The organism is Enterococcus sp. DIV1059_2 (genome assembly GCF_051713685.1).
Lineage (GTDB): Bacteria > Bacillota > Bacilli > Lactobacillales > Enterococcaceae > Enterococcus_D > Enterococcus_D casseliflavus.
In genome coordinates, this window is record NZ_JBIOQK010000001.1 from 441,817 (window position 1) to 462,241 (window position 20,425).

16 protein-coding genes and 1 other annotated feature are annotated in these 20,425 nt (G+C 45.9%); of the genes, 11 read left to right on the forward strand and 5 right to left on the reverse strand.

The annotated features are described in order from the left end of the window. Positions 1-7: 7 nt before the first annotated feature. The gene (locus IGI72_RS02130) at positions 8-1,012 is read right to left on the reverse strand and encodes an ABC transporter substrate-binding protein (protein ID WP_008376147.1); all 1,005 of its coding nucleotides are present in this window, start codon (positions 1,010-1,012) and stop codon (positions 8-10) included. 232 nt (positions 1,013-1,244) lie between these two features. Here IGI72_RS02130 and chvE point away from each other — a divergent pair, with 232 nt between their 5' ends. From chvE to IGI72_RS02150, 4 genes are all read left to right on the forward strand, one after another. After that, a complete protein-coding gene (gene chvE / locus IGI72_RS02135; protein ID WP_438752876.1) occupies positions 1,245-2,345 on the forward strand; it encodes a multiple monosaccharide ABC transporter substrate-binding protein in 1,101 nt (366 codons plus the stop codon). A 147-nt stretch (positions 2,346-2,492) separates the two neighbouring features. Next, positions 2,493-4,022 carry a multiple monosaccharide ABC transporter ATP-binding protein gene (gene mmsA / locus IGI72_RS02140; protein ID WP_438752878.1) on the forward strand — a complete coding sequence of 510 codons (1,530 nt, stop codon included), beginning with the start codon at positions 2,493-2,495 and terminating at the stop codon, positions 4,020-4,022. Position 4,023: 1 nt separating this feature from the next. After that, positions 4,024-5,220, forward strand: a complete 1,197-nt coding sequence (gene mmsB, locus IGI72_RS02145) for a multiple monosaccharide ABC transporter permease (RefSeq protein ID WP_005227258.1) — start codon at positions 4,024-4,026, stop codon at positions 5,218-5,220. Positions 5,221-5,232: 12 nt separating this feature from the next. Next, a complete protein-coding gene (locus IGI72_RS02150; RefSeq protein WP_010748708.1) occupies positions 5,233-5,568 on the forward strand; it encodes a PTS sugar transporter subunit IIB in 336 nt (111 codons plus the stop codon). A gap of 511 nt (positions 5,569-6,079) precedes the next feature. Here the strand turns inward: IGI72_RS02150 and IGI72_RS02155 are convergent. The 3 genes from IGI72_RS02155 to IGI72_RS02165 form a co-directional block, all read right to left on the reverse strand. After that, complete coding sequence (locus IGI72_RS02155) at positions 6,080-7,189, reverse strand: ABC transporter ATP-binding protein (protein ID WP_005227260.1); 1,110 nt, start codon at positions 7,187-7,189, stop codon at positions 6,080-6,082. 107 nt (positions 7,190-7,296) lie between these two features. Continuing rightward, positions 7,297-8,127, reverse strand: a complete 831-nt coding sequence (locus IGI72_RS02160) for a helix-turn-helix domain-containing protein (protein WP_074934403.1) — start codon at positions 8,125-8,127, stop codon at positions 7,297-7,299. Between the two features lie 205 nt (positions 8,128-8,332). Further along, entirely contained in the window at positions 8,333-9,199 is an 867-nt protein-coding gene (locus IGI72_RS02165) for an SHOCT domain-containing protein (protein WP_074934402.1), read from the reverse strand. 149 nt (positions 9,200-9,348) lie between these two features. Between IGI72_RS02165 and IGI72_RS02170 the strand changes: the two genes are divergently transcribed. The 5 genes from IGI72_RS02170 (at position 9,349) to IGI72_RS02190 (ending at position 16,778) form a co-directional block, all read left to right on the forward strand. Beyond that, on the forward strand, positions 9,349-10,455 hold the full coding sequence (locus tag IGI72_RS02170) for a GntR family transcriptional regulator (protein ID WP_081091733.1): 1,107 nt from the start codon (positions 9,349-9,351) through the stop codon (positions 10,453-10,455). A gap of 4 nt (positions 10,456-10,459) precedes the next feature. Next, entirely contained in the window at positions 10,460-12,055 is a 1,596-nt protein-coding gene (locus tag IGI72_RS02175; RefSeq protein ID WP_438752881.1) for a xylulokinase, read from the forward strand. 19 nt (positions 12,056-12,074) lie between these two features. Beyond that, complete coding sequence (locus tag IGI72_RS02180) at positions 12,075-12,770, forward strand: L-ribulose-5-phosphate 4-epimerase (protein WP_010748713.1); 696 nt, start codon at positions 12,075-12,077, stop codon at positions 12,768-12,770. A gap of 19 nt (positions 12,771-12,789) precedes the next feature. Beyond that, positions 12,790-14,214, forward strand: a complete 1,425-nt coding sequence (gene araA, locus IGI72_RS02185) for an L-arabinose isomerase (protein WP_074535327.1) — start codon at positions 12,790-12,792, stop codon at positions 14,212-14,214. Positions 14,215-14,411: 197 nt separating this feature from the next. Further along, positions 14,412-16,778: a phosphoketolase family protein gene (locus IGI72_RS02190; RefSeq protein ID WP_438752884.1), complete on the forward strand. Its 2,367-nt coding sequence runs from the start codon at positions 14,412-14,414 to the stop codon at positions 16,776-16,778. A gap of 129 nt (positions 16,779-16,907) precedes the next feature. On the opposite strand, the gene IGI72_RS02195 is transcribed toward IGI72_RS02190, so the two are convergent. After that, positions 16,908-17,828 (reverse strand): LysR family transcriptional regulator, encoded by a 921-nt coding sequence (locus tag IGI72_RS02195; protein WP_005227268.1) that lies wholly within the window; start codon positions 17,826-17,828, stop codon positions 16,908-16,910. A 126-nt stretch (positions 17,829-17,954) separates the two neighbouring features. Here IGI72_RS02195 and IGI72_RS02200 point away from each other — a divergent pair, with 126 nt between their 5' ends. Further along, the gene (locus IGI72_RS02200; protein ID WP_185953326.1) at positions 17,955-19,109 is read left to right on the forward strand and encodes a cobalamin-independent methionine synthase II family protein; all 1,155 of its coding nucleotides are present in this window, start codon (positions 17,955-17,957) and stop codon (positions 19,107-19,109) included. A 126-nt stretch (positions 19,110-19,235) separates the two neighbouring features. After that, positions 19,236-19,470: a binding site (T-box leader), on the forward strand. Between the two features lie 308 nt (positions 19,471-19,778). After that, complete coding sequence (locus IGI72_RS02205; protein WP_010748717.1) at positions 19,779-20,423, forward strand: amino acid ABC transporter permease; 645 nt, start codon at positions 19,779-19,781, stop codon at positions 20,421-20,423. Positions 20,424-20,425: the final 2 nt, after the last annotated feature.

Below are 20,425 nucleotides of genomic sequence, written 5' to 3' on the forward strand. Positions count from 1 at the left end.
CATCTCCTCAATAATTTCTCGGTGGAATTTGATCAAAGTCCATATCACTGGAAAAAACTGTTTCATGGACATAGATTTCACGAGGAATGGCATCGGCGCCGCGAGCCAAGTAGCGCGAGATGGCATTTTTGACGAACACACCAGCGTCTGGGTTGCATTCAACGACACAATTGACGATCCCTTGCTTCAATTTGTCGATCATTTCTTTTTGGGCATCGATCGATACGATCACCAAATCCTTCCCTGGCTCAATATCGGTTTTTTCGAGGGCTTCAAGAGCGCCAAGAGTCATCTCGTCATTGTGACTGAACAAGACATCGATCTGCTCCATTTTGCCTTCTGCGATGTATTGTTCAATGACTTCTTTGCCTTTGCGGCGAATGAAGTCACCATTTAGCTCATCTTTGACTTGGATCGTTACATTGTTGTGGGCATAATCACGCTTGATGGTTTCTCGGAACCCTTCTGAGCGCAAATACGTCGGAGAAGTAGCATCCAGTCCCGTCAATTCTAAAACATTGATCGTTTCATTTTGATGTTCTTTATAATAATTGCTGACGTAGAGACCTGCACGATTGCCCTCGGCTTTGAAGCTTGGCCCGATATGAGTCAGAAACAAGGAGGGATCGCTGACGTTGACATGACGGTCCACCACGAAAACGGGAATCCCCGCTTGCGCAGCTTCTTCCAAAATCGGTTCCCAATTGTTTTCCTGAATCGGGGTAAAGACGATGGCATCGACTTGATACACGATAAAACTGCGGATATCTTGAATCTGACGTTCTTGATTCATATAGCCGTTACGATAGAGCACTTCATAGCCTTCCTTCTCTAATTCAGTGCGAATCGATTCGGTGTGGCGCTTGCGCCAGCTGCTTTCTGTTCCCGATTGAGAAAAACCGATCACGATACTTTCTTCCGATGTTTCAGCGGTCGTTTCTTTGACTGCTTGGCAACCAGCCAAGAAAGACAAACACAACCAAAGGAGTAACCCAATTTTTATATTCCTCATTTTTTTCACCTCTATGGTCTATTCTACTAAAAAATACGGAAGCGCTTTACACAAAATATCAAATCAAATAAAAACCAAGGGAATCTTAAAAAATCCAAGATTACGAAAAGAAATGGGGGCAACTGAGTCGTTTTTTCTCAAGAAATCCAAGAAACCTCGAAAAAATCTAAATGTAAGCGATTCCTTAACTGGCTATACTGAGAATGTAAGAAAAAGACATGGAGGGATCACAATGAAAGGTACTTTTGGTAAATTGGTCGTCCTAGCATCCACCTTATTGTTTGGCGGATTGTTAGCAGCTTGTGGGAATGGATCAGACAGCGGGGCAAACGGTGACGGAGACAAAGGATTTGTTGGGATCGCGATGCCGACCAAATCGGCAGAACGGTGGATCGCAGATGGCGACAACATGGTAGAAGAATTAGAGAAGCTCGGCTATAAAACTGACCTGCAATATGGAGAAGACAAAGTAGAAAACCAAGTGGCACAAATTGAGAATATGATCACCAAAGGCGTTGATACTTTAGTGATCGCCTCGATCGATGGTTCGGCACTGACAGACGTGTTGGAAAAAGCCCATAACGAAGACATCACAGTCATCGCCTATGACCGTTTACTGATGAACTCGGAATACGTCGATTATTATGCCACCTTTGATAATTTTGGAGTCGGCGTGCTGCAAGCGTCTTATATTGAAGACAAATTGGGTCTCAAAGACGGTGAAGGACCATTTAACATTGAATTATTCGGCGGCTCTCCAGATGATAACAATGCACTGATCAATTATAATGGGGTCCTTTCGGTCTTCCAACAATACTTTGACAGCGGACAGCTAGTCGTTCCTTCTGGTCAAACCAACTTTAACCAAATCGCTACTTTGCGTTGGGATGGTTCAACTGCGCAAGCTCGGATGGACAACTTGTTGAGTGCCAACTATACGGATCAAACATTGGATGCCGTTCTTTCACCTTATGATCCAATCAGCCTAGGAATCATTTCATCGCTTAAAGGCGTTGGCTATGGTTCTTCCGATAAACCACTACCTGTGATTACCGGTCAAGATGCGACGGTGGCAGGGGTGAAATCGATCATCGCGGGCGAACAGACCCAAACGATTTTCAAAGATACACGGGTGTTGGCGAAAAACACGATCGAAATGATCGAAGCCATCACCAATGGCGAGGAAGTGCCAGTCAACGATACGGAAACCTATGACAATGGCGTCAAAGTCGTACCAACCTACTTGTCAAATCCCGTTTCTGTGGATAGCGACAACTACAAAGAAGAACTGATCGATACCGATTACTATACAGAAGAAGAGCTAGGCATTTAAGCAAGAAGCGCTGATCCAGCGAGAAAAGATACATGGTTTCCCCGAAAGCAGTAGGGAAGAACGAATCATCCCCACTATTCGTTCTTTCCGCTTTTCTTACAAAGGCAGCGCACCACTTTTACATAAAAAGGAAAAGGGTGAAAGAACATGGCAGATAATATTTTGATGATGAAAGGCATCGTCAAAGAGTTTTCAGGGGTTCGCGCCCTTGATAACGTCAACCTCTCGATCGAGCGAGGAGAGATCCACGCACTGTGTGGAGAAAATGGCGCTGGCAAGTCCACGCTGATGAATGTCTTAAGCGGACTCTATCCTTACGGCAGCTATGACGGAGAGATCTATTATGAAGGGGAGTTATGCAAGTTCAAAGATTTGCGGGACAGTGAGGACAAAGGAATCGTTATTATTCATCAAGAGTTAGCATTAAGTCCTTACCTGTCGATCAAAGAAAATATCTTTCTAGGAAACGAACAAGCCAAACACGGCATCATTGATTGGGATCTGACCGAAAAGAAAACAGACAACCTCTTAAAGATCGTTGGCTTGAAATTAGACCCGAATACGCTGGTTTCACAAATCGGTGTCGGGCATCAACAGCTGGTGGAAATTGCCAAAGCATTTTCAAAATCCGTCCGATTGTTGATTTTAGATGAGCCAACCGCGGCGTTGAATGAAGAAGAAAGCGCCAATCTGTTAGAGCTGATCAAAGAGTTTCGCAACCAAGGAATCACCTCGATCATCATCTCCCACAAGTTGAATGAAATCGTCAATGTGGCGGATCGCATCACGATTTTACGAGACGGGCAAACGATCGAGACGCTGAGTGGTGCCGAAATCTCTGAAGAGCGCATCATTCGCGGCATGGTTGGGCGAGATTTGACCAATCGCTACCCAGAGCGGAACCCCACTATTGGTGAACCGTTTTTTGAAGTCAAAAATTGGACGGTCCATCATCCAATCGACCATACCCGTGTGGTGAATGAGAATTTGAACTTGATGATCCGCAAAGGAGAGATCATCGGCATCGCCGGTTTGATGGGTGCGGGACGGACAGAGTTTGCCATGAGTGTCTTCGGTCATTCCTACGGCAGTTCGATTTCGGGGGAAGTCTATAAAGACGGCCAACCGATTTCTGTCAAAGACGTGCCAACCGCCATCAAAAATGGGTTAGCCTATGTGTCGGAAGATCGAAAAGCGCTGGGCTTGAATCTGCTGATGGATATTCGCGAGAACACCACCATTGCTAGTCTTGCCAAAATCAGCCGCCAAGGGGTCATCGATAAAGAAAAAGAAGTCACGATGGCCGAAGAGTTCCGCAAAAAAATGCGGACGAAAACCAATTCGATCTATCAAAACGTCGGCAGCTTGAGCGGCGGGAATCAGCAAAAGGTCGTTTTGGCAAAATGGCTGATGACCACACCAGACATCTTATTTTTAGATGAACCGACCCGTGGGATCGATGTCGGGGCGAAATACGAAATCTATACGATCATCGAAGAGATGGCAGCAGCTGGCAAAGCCATTTGCATCATCTCCTCGGAGCTGCCAGAACTATTAGGCATGTGTGACCGAATCTATACGATGAACGAAGGCCGCTTCACTGGCGAGTTCCTGCGGGAAGAGGCGGACCAAGAACGATTGATGAATCTAATGACATTAGAAGAGAGTGGGGTTTGAGATGGAAACAACCAATAAATTAAAAAAAGAACGCAGCCATTCGCTGAAAGAAAAGGCACTGGAAATCTTTAGCAAATACAGTATGATCATTATCTTAGCAGTGCTGCTGGTGGCCTTTCAGCTCATGACCGACGGGATTTTCTGGCGGCCGCTGAATATCACCAACCTCGTGTTGCAAAACAGTCATATTCTCGTTTTGGCAGCTGGTATGCTTTTGGTCGTCTTGTTAGGACACGTTGATTTATCCGTAGGGTCCGTGATGGCGTTTGTCGGTGCGATCGCAGGCGTCTTAATGGTCAATAACGGCATCAGTCCTTGGCTGGCAGTGCCTCTTTGCTTACTGATGGGCGCAGTGATCGGTGCCTGGCAAGGCTTCTGGGTCGCGTATGTCGGTATCCCAGCATTTATCGTGACCTTGTCTGGTTTACTGATGTTTCGAGGACTGACCCAAGTCGTCTTAGGGGGTCAATCATTGGCGCCGTTTCCAAAGGCATTCCAACAAATTTCTACTGGGTATTTGCCAGATATTGCAGGCGGTCAGATCCATTTACTTTCCATGATTTTAGGTGTAGTGATCACGGGCATCCTGATTTTAGGTCAATGGCGGACCCGTGAGCGTCGCAAAAAAAATCTTTTTGAAGTGGAATCAATGGCAGCCTTTGCCTTTAAAGCCGTCTTTACTGCGGTCGTATTTCTCGGCGCTACCTATATCTTTGCCTCTTATCAAGGGTATCCGATCATTTTGATCGTCTTAGGGGTGATCGTGGCTGCTTATGGCTTTTTGACTAACAAAACCGTTGCTGGTCGTCAAATCTATGCAACCGGCGGCAACAAAAAAGCAGCCGAACTTTCTGGGATCAAGACGAAGAAAATCACCTTCTGGGTCTTCGTGAACATGGGGATGATGGCAGCTTTGGCGGGCTTGGTTTTAGCCGCTCGGTTGAACGCAGCCACCCCGCAAGCAGGAACGTCAATGGAATTAGATGCAATGGCCGCAGTGTATTTCGGCGGTGCTTCCACCTCAGGCGGTATTGGTACTGTGATGGGTGCGATCGTTGGTGGGCTCGTGATGGGTGTCTTAAACAATGGGATGTCGATCTTAGGAGTCGGTGTCGATTGGCAGCAAGCCATCAAAGGGTTAATTTTGCTGCTGGCCGTCGTGTTGGATATCTACAATAAGAAAAAGAAAATATCGTAGGAGGGCCTGTTTATGGAGGAACAAGCACAAAAGACGATTTTATTGATTTGTACCGCAGGTATCACTACGGGTCTCTTAGTGAAAAATATGCAGCGGGCTGCAGATGAAAAAGGATTAGCCGTGCATATCTATTCGGCACCAGCCATCATTGCTGAACAGATCCTGCAGCAGCAGACTGTCGATGCCTTGCTGATCGGTCCGCAGTCGAAGTACGAAGTCAATCGATTGAAAGATTTTCTCATGGTCAAAGCGGTGCCTTATAAATTGATCAAAGAAACAGATTACGAGTTGTTAGATGGCGAAGCTGTCCTTGCAGACAGCCTGACCCTCTTGCAAAACGATCGCTAACCAGCAGCTTGGCAAAAAGCTAGGTGGTCAGCAGTTGAATAGGCTCCCCAGAGTAGTGCTTGTCATCCCCACAAGCACTACTCTTTTTGCGGTGCTTTTCTGCCTACACTAGCCAAGAAAGCCCCTCTTAAGCAGCAATGCGTGGCAAGCCTGTTGGTTCGTTTTCTCGTGTTTAGGACACCGCATCATAGACAAACAAAAGAGAAGTTGAGGGGGAAGAGGACGAAGCTGACACCACGCGTATGCTGTCTAAAGGCAAGTGATGGGTGAGTGTTTCACGTACTTAAAGCATCGTGGCTGTGGGCGGTAGGAGGGGGGAAATGAGCTGATTACACCGCTTCTGGTTTCTCGTTCGTAACTAAGCGTTTCGTAGGAAACACAACGAAACCCAAAAACAGACAGTCTGCTGACTGTCTGTTTTTAGGGGATACAAATAAGGAATAAAAGTGGATATTAGTTAAATGCGACTGCCTAGGGGGCAAATCCGAGAACAGTGCATGGTAACTACAAATTAAGGAAGTGTGATGACATTTTCTGAATCTTTGTCGAAGAAGTGTGCTTTGTTGATGTTGAAAGCCAAATCAACCGTTTCACCTGGACGGTGGAAGTCACGAGCATCAACTTTCGAGATAAATTCAGTCGCACCTACGCGTGTATAAAGCATCGTTTCTGCACCTAATAATTCAGATACGACTACTTCGGCACGTACAGTTGCTTCAGGAGAAGCTTCCAATGCGATTTGTTCACTGTGAATATCTTCTGGACGAATACCAAAGACTAATTGTTTGCCTTCGTACCCTTTTTCCACAAGAATCTTGTTCTTGCCTTCAGGAATACGTAAGTTCAAGCTTTGTCCATCAGAGATCATACCGTTTTTCAACGTAACATTGAAGAAGTTCATTGCTGGTGAACCGATAAAGCCGGCAACGAAAATGTTTTTCGGTGTGTTGTAGACTTCTTTTGGTGAACCGATTTGTTGAATGAAGCCATCTTTCATGATAACGATCCGGTCAGCCATGGTCATCGCTTCTGTTTGGTCATGGGTTACATAGATCGTCGTTGTTTCTAAACGTTGGTGTAATTTTGCGATTTCCGCACGCATGGCAACCCGCAATTTCGCATCTAAGTTTGACAACGGCTCATCCATCAAGAAGACTTTGGCATCACGGACGATGGCACGGCCTAGGGCAACCCGTTGACGCTGACCACCTGAAAGGGCAGCAGGTTTACGATCTAAGTATTCTGTCAATCCTAAGATCTCAGCGGCATTTTCTACCCGTTTTTTTATTTCTTCTTTGTCGTATTTACGCAATTTCAAACCAAATGCCATGTTGTTGAAAACAGTCATATGGGGATACAATGCGTAGTTCTGGAAAACCATCGCGATGTCGCGGTCTTTTGGTGCCACATCGTTCATTACTTTTCCACCGATGCTCAATTCGCCTTCAGAAATATCTTCTAAACCAGCGATCATTCGAAGCGTTGTTGATTTTCCGCAACCAGAAGGTCCAACGAAAACGATGAATTCGCGATCTGCGATATCTAAATTAAAATCAGTTACCGAATACGCATCATTATTATCATATTTTTTGTGGATATTTTTTAAGGCCATTTCTACCATTGGGATTACCTCTTTCCATTTAGTTTACATGAACATCATAAATGAAAACGCTTCGAAGGTGCAACGGAAACATGCACAAGAAAAAAACGTTTTCTTGTGCATGTTGTTTAATTGCTCTGATGGGTGAACTGATCGATCAATAAATAGCAAAGCAGCAGATCATCCATATTTTTTAAATTTAAGCGCGTCAGTGTTTGAAACTTATCGATCTTATATAGGAGAGAATTCCGATGCATGAACAGTTCTTTGGCTGTGGAGCTTGCATTGCCTTGATTGCGCCACAGGGATTGAATGATCGTTTCGGTCTCTTCTTCAAACCAATCTAGATACAAGGTACGAAACAAGGAAATATACTCGGAAAAGCCGTTGCGAAAAAGAGAGAAGACCACTTTGGGCAGATCCATACTTTTACTGGTGGTTTTCGTTTTTAACTCATTTTTGAACAGGCTAGACTCACTTGCCCATAAGGCAGTGAAATCGTGGCGTGGATGATGGAAGGGACCGACGAACAGCTGGGAATAGCAGTCGAAATCCATATCCAAAGCGACGAATAAGCCGTCGAGATCTTCGATGGGCAAATTGGCACCATCTTGTTTTTCTACGATCACTGCATGGTCTTCGGTGAGGAAAAAAAGATCCACCACGCTAGGGAGCATTTGCTGAATCTCTGCGAGCCATTCGGATTGCAAAGAGTCGATGGTTCGGGTGAAATGAACTTGCAGCAAGCGAATCCACTCTGGCTCTTGAACGGGCTGATGTTCAAATAAAATCGGATACCATGGATGGTTTCGGTTATCGATTTCTGGTTGCAAAGAGCCGTTTCCCAGTTGGATCAGCAATTTTTCACTGTCACTTAATTGGTCAGTTGGCAGCCAAATATATTTTTTGCCGAAGGCGATGGATTCGATATCCTTCGTTGTGGCAACTTTGTCATGCAACGTTGCCTGGGGGAAACGTGCTTTGATGTCATTAAAAGAAAAAATGAGAAAGACCTCCTTTGAGATACTCTACGTATTCTTCAATTAGTATAGCATGTTCTAAAAAAACCGTTCAAAATTTTCCCAGGAAAAAAGCACAGCCCTTCACCGAAAGCTCTGCCTTCTCATGGCAGGAGGGCGGCTTTTTTCTCCGAAGCGATTGCTTCTATAATCCTAACAGTTGTTTTTTCTTGAATGCAAATTCTTCTTCAGTCAAAATTCCTTCGTCGACCAACACTTTTAGTTCGCGTAGTTCAGCAATGAGCGCTTCCGTCGGCTTCGCAGCTGGTGGTGGCGATGGGTTCGTTAACGGGACCGACCGCTCCCGAGGGAAGTTGGTGAGGTAGCGCTGTATGATCCGAGCAATCACCAGGTCTTTTTCGGCAAAGCAAAGGGAATGATTCGGTTCCATTCGTCTGAAGGAATGGGTTTCTCTGATCGCTCCGCCGCCAATATACAATTCTAAAAAGCCATTGCCTTTCCAAAGACCTGATTCAGCAACTTCTTTCAGATTGACACTGGTGATTTGGGGAATCTGCAGAACCTGTTTCGCTTTCTTCTTGTAATCGATGATTGTGAGGGTATCTTCTGAAATGACCCAAGCATCACGATAATGATAGGAAAGTAATTTGATTTTTCCAGCCTCTTCATCCACGTAACTTTTGGCTGATTGCCCACCAAGTGCTGCCAAATGATCCGTTAAAAATTCATAGGCTTTTTGGGCATCGATTCGATTGGTGAAATAGAGCAATTGAGAATTACCTGGTACCTGCAGTCGGAGGTAGTCCACTAAGAGACCTTTGCCTATATGTAATTCCACATCGGCAATTTTTGCCATGGGGATCTTTTCATCTGGGATTTTTGGATGGGTGTTGTTTATCCAGACGCCTTTTTTCGTAATGAGCCAACGACAGCTGGCATCATGTCTGCGATTTTCTCGATATTTTTTTGAATACAAAATAATGGGTTCCTCGTAGGTTTCATTAGGTGTTCTCGTCAAAATACTTACCTCCTTAAACGTAATAAGCAACATTTTATTCAATTATACAACAAATAGTGTTTTGATTCGTTTTATTCTGATTAAAATAAGGGGAATTTATCATTTGCCTTCTTTTCGTTAGGTTTTTTTAGAAAAAAAACCATAGCAGCAATTGACACGGAAGCGGTTTCTTGGTATCTTAGATGTACGGACAACTTTTGAAAGATGGGATTAAAATGGCGAATAAGTACGAACAACTTGCGGATATCTTAAGAGAGAAGATCCGCTTAGGCACCTATCAAGAAGGCGATGCGATCCCTTCAGAAGCAACCTTACAGGAAGAATTTCATTATAGCCGTCACACGGTACGCCAAGCGATCGCTGTTTTGGTCAATGAAGGCTATTTAAGAAAAGAACGGGGCTCAGGCACTTACGTTTCAAAACCTGAGACTGTCAATCATAAAAACCGCAAAACGATTGGGATCATCATGACCTATTTGTCTGATTATATTTTCCCTTCGATCATGCGCGGCGTAGAGCAGACATTGCGGGAGCAAGGCTATTCACTGCTTTTAGGCTCAACCAACAATGACCATGAGCAAGAAAGAGCGTGCTTGCAGCAAATGATGGATCAAGGGGTAGACGGGTTGATCGTTGAGCCAACGAAGAGCAGCCAGTACAACCCAAATCTTGCTTATTATGTCGCCCTCCAAGAAGCCGGGATTCCTCTCGTCATGATCAATGCCTATTATGAAGAACTAGACTTGCCGCATATTTGTGTCAACGATACACGTTCTGGTTTTTTAGCAACTAATTATTTATTAGAACAACAGCATCAGCAGTTAATGATGATCACGAAAATCGATGACTTACAAGGGAAATATCGGATGAAAGGGTTTGTCAAAGCCTTGACCCAAGCCAAGCGGACGTTTGCAGCAGAAGACGTCTTGACGTATACGACCGAGACGAAAGAAGCCGTTATTGAACAAGCGATCCAGCGCTTGACGGCTGCCGATAATCAAGTCACAGGCATCGTTTGTTACAACGATGAGATCGCGCATCGCTTGATTCAAGCATTGACGGCTGCTGGGAAGAACGTTCCTACTGATTTTTCGATCGTGGGTAACGATGACTCGCCTCTTAGCACCTTGTCCACACCGACGATCACCACACTGACTCACCCGAAAGAAGCGATGGGGGAATTGGCGGCAGAATGGATCACTACAGGTAAGGCAACAGAAGCGCAACGCTTTTATTTTGAACCGGAGCTGATCGTTCGCGGTTCAGTCAATAACCAAAAAGGAGAATAAGAAGATGACGCAACAAGTAAGGCAAGCAATTATTGACGGGCGCACGTCTCTTGGGATCGAGCTAGGCTCGACACGGATCAAAGCTGTCTTGATCGATGAGCAGTTTCAGACGATCGCTTCAGGTAGCTTTGAATGGGAAAATCAATTGGAGCAAGGGATTTGGACCTACTCACTAGAGGCGATTTGGCAAGGACTGCAAGCCAGCTACCAAGAGTTGGCGCACAACATCCAACAGCAATTCGAGGTACCTTTGACGACGATCGGCAGTATCGGTTTTTCTGCAATGATGCACGGCTATATGGCTTTTGATCAGCAAGGCACGCTGTTGGTACCTTTTCGGACATGGCGCAATGCGATCACGGAAGAAGCAGAAAAAGCCTTGACGGCATTGTTCCAATACAACATCCCGCAGCGTTGGAGTATCGCGCATTTGTATCAAGCGATTTTGAATCAAGAAGCCCACGTCCCAGAGGTTGCTTTTTTCACTACCTTAGCCGGCTATGTCCATTGGCAGCTTACAGGGGAAAAAGTTATCGGAATCGGCGATGCATCAGGGATGTTCCCAATCGACAGTACGACAAAAAACTATGATGCGAATATGCTGCAGCAATTTGATGCACAAATCAGCAGTCTGGGGTATCCTTGGCAGATCAAAGACCTTTTACCGCAAGTGTTGACAGCAGGCGAACCAGCCGGCACATTGACGGCAGAAGGGGCAAAAAAACTCGACCCAACTGGTACTTTGCAAGCTGGCATCCCGTTATGTCCGCCAGAAGGCGATGCGGGCACTGGCATGGTTGCCACGAATAGTGTGGCACAGCGAAGCGGGAATGTTTCAGCCGGGACGTCTGCTTTTGCCATGATCGTCTTAGAAGAACCCTTAACTAAAGTGTATCCAGAGATCGATTTGGTCACGACGCCTTCTGGTGATTTGGTGGGGATGGTCCATACGAATAACTGTACCTCGGAGATCAATGCCTGGGTCAAACTTTTCCGCGAATTTGCCGATGCAGCTGGAATGAAACTTTCCACGGAAGAATTGTTTGCGACCTTATTCAACGAAGCATTGAAAGGGGATTCAGACTGTGGCGGGATGCTTTCTTATGGCTATTATTCTGGTGAAAATATCACTAAGATCCCTGAAGGACGGCCGCTTTTCGTCCGATCGCCAGAGAGTTCTTTTACTTTAGCAAATTTCATCCGCTTACATCTGTTTAGTGCCTTTGGTGCGATGAAGATCGGGATGAAGATTCTGGAAGCCGAAGACGTCGCTATTGATCGAATCGTTGGTCACGGTGGGATCTTCAAAACGCCAGAAGTTGCCCAACGTGTCTTGGCAGCTGTCATGGAAGCCCCAGTCACGGTCATGGAAACGGCTGGTGAAGGCGGCGCCTGGGGGATCGCCCTTTTAGCAGCGTACCTTCGCCGTCATACGCCAGAACAATCCTTGGCAGCATTCTTAGCAGATCAAGTGTTTAAAAATGACCACGGCGTGACCTTAGCCCCGACAGAAGCCGACATTCAGGGGTTTACCGTCTTTACCCAACGTTACCAAGCAGGGTTGCCGATCGAGCAAGCGGCAATCGATGCGTTGATTTAAAAAGAAAGAAGGGAATTTTGTGTTAGAAGGATTAAAAGAAGAAGTCTTTCAGGCCAATTTGGCATTGCCGAAGCAAGGATTGATCAAATACACCTGGGGCAATGTGTCAGCAGTGGATCGCCAACAGCAATTGTTTGTCATCAAACCTAGCGGTGTTGACTATGAAACCATGCAAGCCAGTGATATGGTGGTTTGTGATTTTGAGGGCAACGTAGTGGAAGGAGCGAAAAATCCTTCCTCCGATACGCCAACGCATGCCGTTTTATACAAAGCATTTCCAGAAATTGGTGGAATCGTCCATACCCATTCTACATGGGCGACGAGCTGGGCTCAGGCAGGACTCGATCTGCCAGCGATGGGCACGACCCATGCCGATACGTTTTATGGGGCTGTCCCATGTGCCCGCTTTTTGACGCAAACCGAGATCGATGAAGGTTATGAAGCACAAACAGGACAGGTGATCGTCGAAACCTTTAAGGAACGCGGCATCACGCCAGAAGAAATTCCTGGTGTCTTGCTTCACGGTCATGGACCGTTTACCTGGGGCAAAACGGCGGATGCGGCGGTGATGAACGCAGTGGTCTTAGAAGAAGTTGCTAAGATGAATTTTATCACGCGTCAGCTGAACAGTTACGCACCCGAATTGCCGCAGCGGGTCTTAGACAAACATTATTTACGCAAACATGGAGAAAATGCCTATTACGGGCAAAAATAACGAAAAAGGAGCAAGTAGAATGTTAGAAATCGGGAAAAAAGAATTTTGGTTCGTCGTAGGATCACAGCACTTATACGGAGAAGAAGCATTACAAGAAGTACGGGACCATGCAGAAGAAATGGTCAAAAGCTTAAATGACAGCTCAAAGCTGCCTTATCCAGTCGTTTTACAAGAACTCGCTGTTACTGCCGATACGATTACGAAAATCATGAAAGAAGTCAACTATCGGGATGAAGTCGCTGGGGTGATCACCTGGATGCATACCTTCTCACCAGCAAAAATGTGGATTCGCGGCACGAAATTATTACAAAAACCATTGCTGCACCTTGCCACTCAATACAATGAACAAATTCCATGGGAAACCATCGATATGGACTTCATGAACTTGAACCAAGCGGCTCATGGTGACCGAGAATATGGATTTATCAATGCCCGTTTGAAAAAGCAAAACAAAATCGTTGTCGGCTATTGGAAAAATGAAGCCATCCAAAAAGAAATCGCTGCTTGGATGGACGTGGCAGTCGGCTACAATGAAAGCTTCCAAATCAAAGTCGCTCGTTTTGGCGACAACATGCGTAACGTTGGGGTGACCGAAGGCGATAAAGTCGAAGCACAGATCCAATTTGGCTGGACCGTTGATTATTTTGGGATCGGCGATTTGGTTCAAGTCGTCGATGCGGTGACTGACGAAGAAGTCGATGCACTCTTTGAAGAATACAGCCAGCTGTATGATTTCGATTATGGCGATTACGACAAAGAAGAATGGGCACGTCATGTCAAAGCCCAAGCCAAACAAGAAATCGGTCTGCGCCGTTTCCTTGAAGCAGGCGGCTATACGGCATTTACCACTAACTTTGAAGACCTATATGGTATGCAGCAGTTGCCTGGTTTAGCTGTACAACGTTTGATGGCAGAAGGCTATGGGTTTGCTGGTGAAGGGGACTGGAAAACCGCCGCTATTGACCGCTTGATGAAAATCATGGCCCACAATAAAGCGACTGGCTTTATGGAAGACTATACCTATGAGCTGACACCAGGAAAAGAAGCCATCTTGCAATCCCACATGATGGAAGTCGATCCAGTATTAGCAGTCAACAAACCAAAAATCGTGGTTTCGCCATTGTCGATGGGGGATCGTGAAGACCCAGCCCGACTTGTCTTTGACGGCCAAGGCGGCGAAGGTGTCGTGGTTTCGATGGCCGACTTTGGCACCCACTACAAATTATTGATCAATGAAGTCGATGCCTTTGAGCCAACTGAAGAAGCACCAAAACTACCGGTTGCACGAGTAATGTGGACACCAAAACCAAACTTCCACGATGGCGTCAAACAGTGGATCGAAACAGGCGGTGGCCATCACACCGTTGTCTCACTTGTCCTAAATTCTGATCAGATCGAAACATGGGCGAAGCTTGTGGGATTAGAATACGTAACGATCAAATAAGTACCCAATCACAAAAGAAACCGTTGGCGATGGTCGGCGGTTTCTTTGCGTTTTTCTTAAGCTTTCTTGCCTTCTAGCTGCAAAGTGCGGATAAGCAGACCCCTGAAAGCACCAGCAATCAGCAAAATTGACTTTTAAATATAGGGGGCATAGACTTTTATGTAAGAGTGGAACAATGGACTAAAAGGAGGAGCACAATGAAGACAACCTACGATACACCAGAGTATTATCAGAAAATGAACGCTTGGTGGCGAGCAGCCAACTACCTTTCCGTTGGTCAGATTTATTTGAAAGACAATCCATTATTGCGCCGCCCCATCGAAGAAAAAGATTTGAAAGTGAATCCGATTGGTCACTGGGGAACGATCGCAGGGCAAAATTTTATTTATACCCATCTCAATCGCGTCATCAATAAGTACGACTTAAACATGTTTTATATCGAAGGACCAGGCCATGGCGGACAAGTCATGGTTGCGAATGCTTATTTAGACGGCAGCTACAGCGAGATCTATCCAAAAGCCACCCAAGACGAAGCAGGGATGAAACATCTATTCAAAACCTTCTCTTTCCCAGGTGGGATCGCTTCTCATGCGGCACCTGAAACGCCAGGTTCGATCCATGAAGGCGGCGAGCTAGGCTATTCCATCGCCCACGCTACCGGAGCTATTTTAGACAATCCCGATGTCATTGCAGCAGTAGTGGTCGGTGATGGCGAAGCCGAAACTGGACCATTAGCGGGCAGCTGGTTTTCAAATACCTTTATCAATCCAGTCAATGATGGCGCAATTTTGCCTATCTTGCATTTGAATGGCGCCAAGATTGCCAATCCAACGATTTTGGCTCGTAAAAGTGACCAAGATCTCACGAAATATTTTGAAGGCATGGGTTGGACCCCTTATTTCGTAGAAGGGGACGATCCAGAAGCCGTTCATCCGCAATTGGCACAGAAAATGGATCAAGCCATCGAACAGATCCACGCGATCCAAGCAGAAGCCCGCAAAGGTTCTGCGGAAAAAGCCGCTATGCCTCATTGGCCTGTTTTGATCGTTCGCACACCGAAAGGGTGGACTGGACCGAAAGTCTGGGATGGCGAGCCGATTGAAGGGGGCTTCCGTGCCCACCAAGTACCGATCCCTGTCAATGCGAAACATATGGAACACGTGGATGCTTTGACGGATTGGCTGCAGTCATATCGTCCAGAAGAGCTTTTTGACGAAAATGGCCGCATCAAAGCTGAGATTCAAGAATTGGCACCAAAAGGAGAGCAGCGGATGGCGGTCAACCCAATCACCAATGGGGGGATCGATCCGCAACCGCTACGCTTGCCAGATTGGCAAGCACATGCCATTGCGATCGAGACACCAGGGGAAACGACTGCCCAAGATATGATGGTCTTTGGGAAATTTGCCCGTGACATCATCAAAGAAAATCCCGACAACTTCCGCATCTTTGGCCCAGATGAAGCCAAATCCAATCGGTTGAACCATGTGTTTGAAGTCACGGATCGCCAATGGTTGGAGCCAAAACATCCTGATTATGATGAATGGCTGTCTTCAGTGGGCCGTGTGATTGATTCACAATTATCAGAGCATCAAGCAGAAGGCTTCTTGGAAGGCTATGTGCTGACGGGTCGTCATGGCTTCTTTGCCAGCTACGAGTCATTCCTAAGAGTCGTTGATTCTATGATCACGCAGCACTTCAAATGGTTACGAAAAGCCCATGATCTTGACTGGCGCAACCCGTACCCCTCATTGAATTTGATTGCTTCATCAACGGTCTTCCAACAAGACCATAATGGGTACACCCACCAAGATCCAGGGATCATGACCCATATTGCAGAGAAAAAAGCCGACTTTGTGCGGGTCTACTTGCCAGCCGACGCCAATAGCTTGATGGCTGTCATGGCAGAAACACTCGCTTCTGAAGAAAAGATCAATCTAGTGGTCTCTTCAAAACACCCACGTCCGCAGTTTTACTCGGCGGATGAAGCGAAAGTGCTTGTCAAAGATGGCTTGAAAGTCATCGACTGGGCATCGACAGATGAAGGACAAGAACCCGATATTGTGATCGCAGCTGCTGGGACGGAACCGAATTTGGAAGCTTTAGCCGCTGTTTCCTTGCTGATTGAAGCCTTCCCAGAGTTGAAAGTCCGCTTCATCAATGTGGTCGATCTATTGAAATTGCGTCGTCCAGAAGTCGATCCTCGTGGGTTGAGCGATGAAGCATTCGAAGCCTACTTTACGAAAGACAAACCGATCGTGTTTGCTTTCCACGGGTATGAAGGACTGATTCGCGATATCTTCTTTGGCCGTCGCAACCAACAGCTTCATATTCATGGGTACCGAGAAAATGGCGACATCACGACACCGTTTGATATGCGGATCCTTTCTGAATTGGATCGCTTCCACTTAGCCAAAGACGCCGCCGAATGGGTCTATGGAGAAAAAGCAACGGACTTTGCCCAAAAAATGGCAGACACCGTTGCGTATCACCATGACTTTATTCGAGAAAACGGCTATGATATCGCCGAAGTCGAAGAGTGGGAATGGAAACCATTGCGTTGATTTATTCTCCACAACGCCAACGTAAGACAGTTTAAGAACAAAAAAAGCACAAAAGAAACAAAACGATCCGCAACAGGGTCGGGATACCTTACTAAGGTAGCCCGACCGACTGTCTGCGGATCGTTTTTTTTAAAAGACGTCGAAACCGTAGTTTTTGATATGCTGCTTCAACAAGGCGAGATAGTCCAAAGCCATCTCACTCAGTTCCATTTTCTTGTGTTTTAGGTAACCTAGTGTCATCGCATCATCGACTTCCAAAGGGATCGCAACGATTTTTTCATCATTCAGCTCACTGCTGATGATCCCAGAGCTGATGGTATAGCCGTTGAGACCCACCATCAAATTGAAGATCGTGGCACGATCGCTGATGCGGATGTGTTTTTTGCGCTGTAAAGTGCTTAAGATCTCTTCAGAAAAGTAGAAGGAATTGGTTTCCCCTTGTTCGTACGACAGATAGGTATATGGTTCCAAATCAGCTAATGTGATGCTTTTTTTCTGAGTCAGGGGATTTTCTCGGCCGATGAAGACGTGGGGTTTGGCTTCAAATAAAGGAATGAATTGCAGGTCTTTTTCGTGGATCAAACGGGTCAAGACTGTCGTGTTGAAATCATTCAGATAAATGACCCCCAATTCGCTCTTAAACGTCTGGATATCATCCAGTACATTTTGTGTCTGGGTCTCCCGCAAGGTGAATTGAAATTCATCTTCCCCTAACTGTTTGACCAGCTCCACGAAGGCGTGGACGACGAAGGCATAGTGTTGTGCGGAAACACTGAAAACATGCTTGCGATGGCTGTCTTTGCGAAAGCGTTCGTCCAAGAGATTGACTTGGTCTAAAACATTTCGAGCATAGTTGAGAAAGGAACGGCCATCATCGGTCAAGGTCACCCCTAATTTACTGCGGTAAAACAGCTGCAGATCATACTCTTTTTCCAACTCTTTCATGGCTTGAGAGAGGGAGGGCTGACTGATGAAAAGCTGTTTAGCGGCTTCATTGAAAGAGCCAGTTTCTACGATTTTTTCCAAATATTCAAGCTGCTGGATACGCATGGGATGCAACCTCCTTTTTGTGTTATAGGTATTGCCTATGGAATATATAAGTTTATAAGTATTATCTATAGTATAAGATGTTTGCTAGAATAAATCTAACAATTTTGAAAACTTTGTATAGGAGGAATGGATATGGCAACAGACAAATTTCAGCTTGTGGGGTCATTGTTACGACCACAAGATTTATTGGACTACAAAAATCAAATCGAGCATCGGGAGGACATCCGCTACCCGTTTTATGATGCGTTTCCTGGCTACCAAGAAACGGAAGCAAAAGCGATCGCTGACATCATTGCAGCGCAAAAAGAACACGGCATCACAGTCATCACAGACGGCGAACACGGCCGCTCAATGTGGCACCTGGATTTTCTCTGGGGATTAAAAGGCGTTGAGCGCTATATCTCCGATCATGGGTATGCCTTTGAAGATTTGGACGGTGGACATTTTGAGACACGTAAAGACATCGGCATCCGAATCACAGAACCATTATCTGGCAAAAACCATCATTACTTGACGTTGTTTAAAGAAACCAAACGCCAAGCTGGCGACCTGCCAGTCAAAATCACCGTCTGGGGGGCTGCCCACGCCTTTACCGAGCTGACTGTCTTTAACGACCTCGTTGGTGAAGGTCAGGTGTATCCAACGAAAGAAGCCTTGCGGGAAGGGCTGCTTAACGCCTACAAGGAATTCTTGCAGGAATACCGAGAAGCAGGTGGTGAAATCGTTCAGTTCGATGATTGTTTATGGGAATTATTCGCCGAAGACAATGACAAGAGCTTCTTCACCCAAGGCAATGACGGCTTAGAAGCGTTAGCCGATGAATTCGTGGCGATCAACAACGAAGTCGCTGACTACGCCCACGAATTAGGATTAAAAGTCTGGACCCACAATTGTCGCGGCAATTACCAAAGCCGCGCGGCCGCCAGCGGTACCTACAAAGCGATCGCCGAAAAATTCTTGCGTGATCAGCATTATGACCGCTTTTTCCTAGAGTGGGACGATGACCGTGCTGGTGATATCTCGGCTTTAGAAGTGCTGAAAGATCGTCCAGAAGTGGAAGTTGTCTTAGGCTTATTATCCAGCAAAACCGCCACATTAGACGATGAAGAGCGAGTGATCGCTTTATTAGACAAAGCCAGCCAAATCATTCCTAAGGAGCGGCTTTATCTTTCTCATCAATGCGGCTTTGCCTCTTGTGACTGCGGCAATGAGCTTTCGACTGAACAGCAATGGGCAAAAATCAAGCAAGGACAAGCCTTAGCTGAAGCGTACTTCGGTTAAGCAGCTGCGTCTTTTTTTCCCTGAATCTTCCCCTCGAAACCGGTGCATGCGACAAAGTTTCGAAAATTTCAGAAAAAATGTTTGACATTTTCTTTAAGAGCGAGTAAAGTAAGACACAACTTAATGAAACAGACATCGAAAAGAAGAGTAGCAAGGCTTGCTGTTTGAAGAGAGTCTCTGGTTGGTGCAAAGAGATAACGCATGGTTGTGAAACACATCTTGGAGTCGTTTTTCCGAAAGAAAAGTAGGAGAGACCGGGTTTGCCCGTTACAGCAGCAGTCATTGATTGATGACTTTCTGAGTTCAGTTGCTGTGAAGCACTGATAAACAAAGGTGGAACCGCGTTGATAACGTCCTTTAGCTGTAATGGCTAGGGGACGTTTTTTTTCTCTTTTTTTGCATCTCACCGAAAACCGAAAGTGGAAGGATCACAAGGACTGCACGAGGCCTTTTCCTGTGAAGGAAAGGCAAATTGAGGTGGAACCACGTATCAAGCGTCCTCTGGCAAATGCCAGTGTGCGCTTTTTTTGTTTTTCTTTTTTAGAAAAATGAAACTTGCCAGTTGCCCCTCACCAGCCAACGCCCAGCGTCACATAAGCGTCGGAGCAAACCGTCGCTAAGCTGTATCGCTGCTAATCGAAATTGAAACCTATCAAGGAGGAAGTCACCATGTTTGAGTATTTAGTCAATGTTATGCCCCAACTGATTTCAGGAACTGGAATCACCGTTAAATTGTTCGCACTGACCTTAATCGGGTCCATTCCCTTAGGCATCTTGTTGGCCTTTGTTTTAGCCAGTCGCCTGCGTATTTTGAAATTGATCGTGCAAGTCTACGTTTGGTTGATGCGAGGAACGCCTTTATTGCTACAGCTGATCTTCGTATTCTACGGTCTGCCGATCTTAGGGATCGTCTTTGACCGCTTTGAAGCAGCCTTGATCGCCTTTATTATCAATTACGCTGCTTATTTTGCCGAGATTTTCCGTGGAGGAATCCAATCGATTCCAGCAGGACAATACGAAGCCGCGAAAGTCTTGCGTTTGTCCCCGATCCAAACGATCCAAAAAATTATCATCCCACAAGTCGTCAAGATCACCCTGCCATCTGTCGGCAATGAAGTCATCAATCTTGTCAAAGACACATCCCTCGTCTACATCTTAGGATTGTCAGACGTGATGCGAATCGGAAAAATCGCCATGGAGCGAGACAGTACCTTGCTTCCGTTAGTTGGGGTCGGCTTGATCTACTTGGTGATGACAGGCGTCTTTACGTTATTGTTAAAACAAATCGAGACCAAACTGGACTATTACCGTTAGGA